Here is a 4,195-nt window from a genome sequence, read left to right as displayed (position 1 = left end):
AATATAATTTTATTTCTATTCAGATAATTTTATCAATATGCTTTTCTTTATTTTTAGTTATAAATACTATCAATATCCTTTTAATGTTAACAAAGAAGAATCAATGAAGCGCTTACAAATAGTATACATTCCAATAAAATAAGATGCATTGTAAATAATGTTAAATATTACGCTTATATATTTAACAATTTGTCCAATAGACTGGTTAAGATATCTTTCTGAAAAATATATGCGAACCTTTTTAAGACAGTTTAAGTAGCCGAGAGTTCTTTGCGTATCTTTATAAATGCATAAAACACATTATTTGTTTGGAAAATAAAAGAAGCGAGGATAATAGTCCAAGTATTCATGTTTAAGAGTTGTTTAAAAAAAGAGGCATAAACGATAGAAATCTAGTATAATAACCACATAAGAAAACGATAACAAAGAGAAGGAGAGGATTTGCCTTCATTATGAAAAAGGTGTATGCTTTAATTTCTGAATATTATCAATCTTGCAATCACAGAGTTCAAAAAGGAGGGGATTAGCTTTGGAAAAAAAGAATCAGGAGACTCGTTTTAAAATAGCCAATCGAGAAGCGCTCATTGGCTGCGGGCTGGCAGTTATTAATTTTATCTGGTGGTTTGGTTTTGCATATGGGCTAGGGTCAAAACCGCCGGAAGAGTACACGTATATTATGGGTTTTCCAGCATGGATTTTCTTTAGTATGATTGTCGGGACATTGCTCATGTTCGTTTTAGTGTTTATTGTTGTAAAATTTATGCTGACAGACATTTCCTTAGAAGACGATGAAGATGAGGTGAGAGACGAATGAATTGGGCCGTGGTAATTCCTTTACTGATTTTTTTAGCTATTATATTTTTAATTGGGTTTTGGTCCAGTAAAAAACTTTCAGAAGCGGAAGGGTTTCTAAGTGACTATTTTCTGGGGAGCCGTGAGTTTGGTGGACTTGTTTTAGCAATGACCATGGTTGCTACATATGGCAGTGCATCCAGTTTTTTAGGCGGCCCGGGAGCTGCTTATTCTAAAGGGTTTGGCTGGGCGTTGCTTGCGATGACGCAAGTCGCTACGGGTTATTTTGTGCTGCTTGTATTGGGAAAGAAGTTCGCGATTGTGGCAAGACGTTATAATGCGGTAACTTTAATGGACTTTTTAAAAGAGAGATACCAAAGCGCGACAGTTGTTTTATTAGCAGCATTCAGCACGATTGTGTTTCTTTTTTCAGCGATGGCTGCACAATGGGTAGGCGGCGCATATTTAATTCAATCACTCACAGGCATAAGCTACATAGGCGCATTATTTATTTTTACATTATCAGTACTCATTTATGTAACGGTCGGCGGTTTCCGTGCGGTCGTCATTACGGACACTATTCAAGGGATTGTCATGTTTATAGGAACCTTACTTTTATTAGGGGCTGTCATTGTTGCTGGTGGCGGCTTGTCGAACCTGTTTGCTGACTTAATGGAAATCAATCCAAATTTAGTGACCCCCTTTGGAGATGACGGCAGCTTATCGGCTTCGTACGTATCTTCTTACTGGATTCTAGTTGGTGTCGGTGTCATTGGGTTGCCGCAAATTGCCGTGCGTGCCATGTCTTATAAAGACTCCAAATCCATGCACAGAGCGATTTTAATCGGGACAGTTGTGGTTGGCGTGATTATGTTGGGGATGCATATGATTGGCGCATTTGGACAGCCGATTTTACCTGGCATCGACGAACCGGACAAAGTGATTCCGGAACTCGCACTTGAAGTATTGCCGCCGTGGCTTGCTGGTATTTTGCTTGCTGCCCCTTTAGCGGCGATTATGTCGACAGTGGATTCATTACTCTTGCTTGTCAGTTCTTCGGTTGTGAAAGACGTTTATATTAACTATATCAAGCCGGATGCCCCGGAAAGAAATGTGAAAATGGTTAGTATGGGTGTAACTGGAATCGTCGGTGTGGTTGCTTTCCTGTTGGCCATCAGTCCGCCTGATTTATTAATCTTTTTAAACTTGTTTGCCTTTGGTGGCCTGCAATCAGCGTTTATCTGGCCGATTGTACTTGGTTTATATTGGAGTGGAGCAAACAAAAAAGGGGCCATTGCTTCTATGATAGTCGGCATCAGTTCTTATGTCATCAACGACCGGTATAATGAAATGTATGGTGATTTTTTAGGAGTGCATGCTGTAACTATCCCTGTGTTTTTGTCGTTAATCTTTTTCGTTATATTCAGTTTAATCTTAAAAGAAAAACCGTATGAATTTCCGAAACAAAATATCAATAAAAAAGCGTAAAATGTAAAAAATGGAGGCGAAACAACATGAAGACACATCAAATAGCAGTACTTCCGGGCGACGGGATAGGTCCTGAAGTAACGACGGAAGCGATCAAAGTACTTGAAGCGTTAGCCGAGCAAGATACGGATTTTAATTTCGAAACGACAGAATTTCCCTGGAATAGTGATTATTATGTAAAACATGGAAAAATGATGCCGGATGATGGGCTGAAACAGCTTCAATCGTTTGATTCCATTTTATTTGGTGCGATTGGAGACGCTCGGGTATCCGATTTAGTGACGATTTGGGAATTAATCCTCCCGATTCGGAAGAACTTCCAGCAGTTCATTAATTTTCGTCCAATCAAGCTGTTAAAAGGGCTGAATAGTCCACTTGAGCAAGAAAAGCCTATAGATTTTGCAATTATCCGAGAAAATAGTGAAGGAGAATACAGTGATTCAGGTGGCATTATGTTCTCTGGGGAAGAGCGCGAAATGGCTGTGCAAAATACAGTGATGACTAAGCAGGGAGTCCGACAACTCACGGAATTTGCCTGTGATTATGCAGAAAAACGTGGTGCAGCAAAAATCACCAATGCCACAAAATCCAATGTCATTTCCTATGCGATGACGTTCTGGGACAGAATCGTGGAAGAAACGATGGAAAAGCATCCGGATCTCGATTATGAAAAATATTATATAGACGCTTTGGCAGCTTATTTTGTCCAGCGTCCGGAGTCGTTTGAAGTCGTTATCGCATCTAATTTGTTTGGGGATATTTTATCGGATTTAGGGTCTGCCATCGTTGGCGGGCTCGGTTTTGCCCCGTCAGGGAATATTAACCCAAGCGGAGAATTTCCTTCCATGTTTGAAGCAGTGCATGGTTCAGCACCTGATATCGCAGGAAAAGGAATTGCCAACCCGATTGCCCAAATCTGGTCCAGTGCCTTAATGTTAGAACATTTCGGCCGTAAAGACTTGCATGACCAAGTGCTTGCGGCCATTGAAGCGACGCTTGTTGAAAACCAAACATTGACCCCTGATATTGGTGGTAATGCTACAACCAGTGAAGTCGGCGATGCAATCATTGAAAAATTAAAACAGTAAAGGAAGGGTTCCATGACAGTAAACAATAAAACCATCCTCATCACAGGAGCAGGCGGTGGTATGGGAAAAGAAACGGCACTTTTGTTAATGGAAAAAGGGGCGAATGTCGTAGGATGTGACCGCGACATTTCTGCTTTGGAAGAGATGCAAAAGAAAGATAATTTCCTGGCAGTTCAAGGCGACGTCCTGGATGAAGCAGTGGTTTCTGATTTTTTTAAAAAGGCAAAAGACCATTTTGGCAGTGTTGACGGGTTGGCAAATATATTAGGGATTGCTCAAAGTGCTACACCCATCGATGAAGTTTCTTTTGATCATTATCATAAACTGATGGATATTAATATGGGCAGTATTTTTTTAACCTGCAGGGAAGCAGCGAGATATATGAAGCCGCAAGAAGCAGGTAAAATTGTAAACATTGGCTCAGTAGCAACAACCAGACCACGCCCCGGATTACAAGCGTATGTTGCTTCAAAAGGGGCCGTAGAGACTTTTTCAAAAGCTTTGGCACTGGAATTGGCGCCTCATCAGATTAACGTGAATGTGCTGCACCCGGGGCCGGCAGATACATCCATGTTAGGTCAGTTTTCCGGAGAAGGAAGTAATGTAGCCGAAGACCGTAAAGAAATTTTTGAAAAGAGTGTGCCATTAGGCAAATTGCTTCAACCGAAAAATATTGCAGATACAGTTGCTTTCTTGTTATCTGAGGAAGCAGAAATGATTACGGGAAGTGTGCTTCATGTAGATGGAGGCAGAAGTATTTAAAAAGGAGGGGTCGCATTGGAAAATCATGACATGTATATCAACGGAGCATGGACAAAAGGCAAGAG

At 40.7% G+C, this 4,195-nt stretch carries 4 protein-coding genes; all 4 read left to right on the top strand.

Translation table 11 applies throughout. The features are described 5' to 3' along the window. The first annotated feature begins 529 nt into the window (after positions 1-529). Genes VK097_RS04005 through VK097_RS03990 form a run of 4 tightly spaced genes read left to right on the top strand, consistent with a single transcriptional unit; the run spans position 530 to position 4,130 of the window. Positions 530-814 carry a YhdT family protein gene (locus VK097_RS04005; protein WP_324210514.1) on the top strand — a complete coding sequence of 95 codons (285 nt, stop codon included), beginning with the start codon at positions 530-532 and terminating at the stop codon, positions 812-814. Continuing rightward, positions 811-2,280, top strand: coding sequence for a sodium/pantothenate symporter (panF, locus tag VK097_RS04000; protein ID WP_324210513.1), 1,470 nt, complete (start codon positions 811-813; stop codon positions 2,278-2,280). Before VK097_RS04005 ends, panF begins: the two co-directional genes overlap by 4 nt. A gap of 26 nt (positions 2,281-2,306) precedes the next feature. Further along, entirely contained in the window at positions 2,307-3,368 is a 1,062-nt protein-coding gene (locus VK097_RS03995; RefSeq protein ID WP_324210512.1) for a tartrate dehydrogenase, read from the top strand. A 12-nt stretch (positions 3,369-3,380) separates the two neighbouring features. Then, on the top strand, positions 3,381-4,130 hold the full coding sequence (locus VK097_RS03990) for an SDR family NAD(P)-dependent oxidoreductase (protein WP_324210511.1): 750 nt from the start codon (positions 3,381-3,383) through the stop codon (positions 4,128-4,130). The last annotated feature ends 65 nt before the right edge of the window (positions 4,131-4,195 follow it).

Origin of the sequence: Lentibacillus sp. (assembly GCF_035301675.1) — a bacterium.
Lineage (GTDB): Bacteria > Bacillota > Bacilli > Bacillales > Amphibacillaceae > Lentibacillus.
This window is presented reverse-complemented; position numbering and strand designations above follow the sequence as displayed.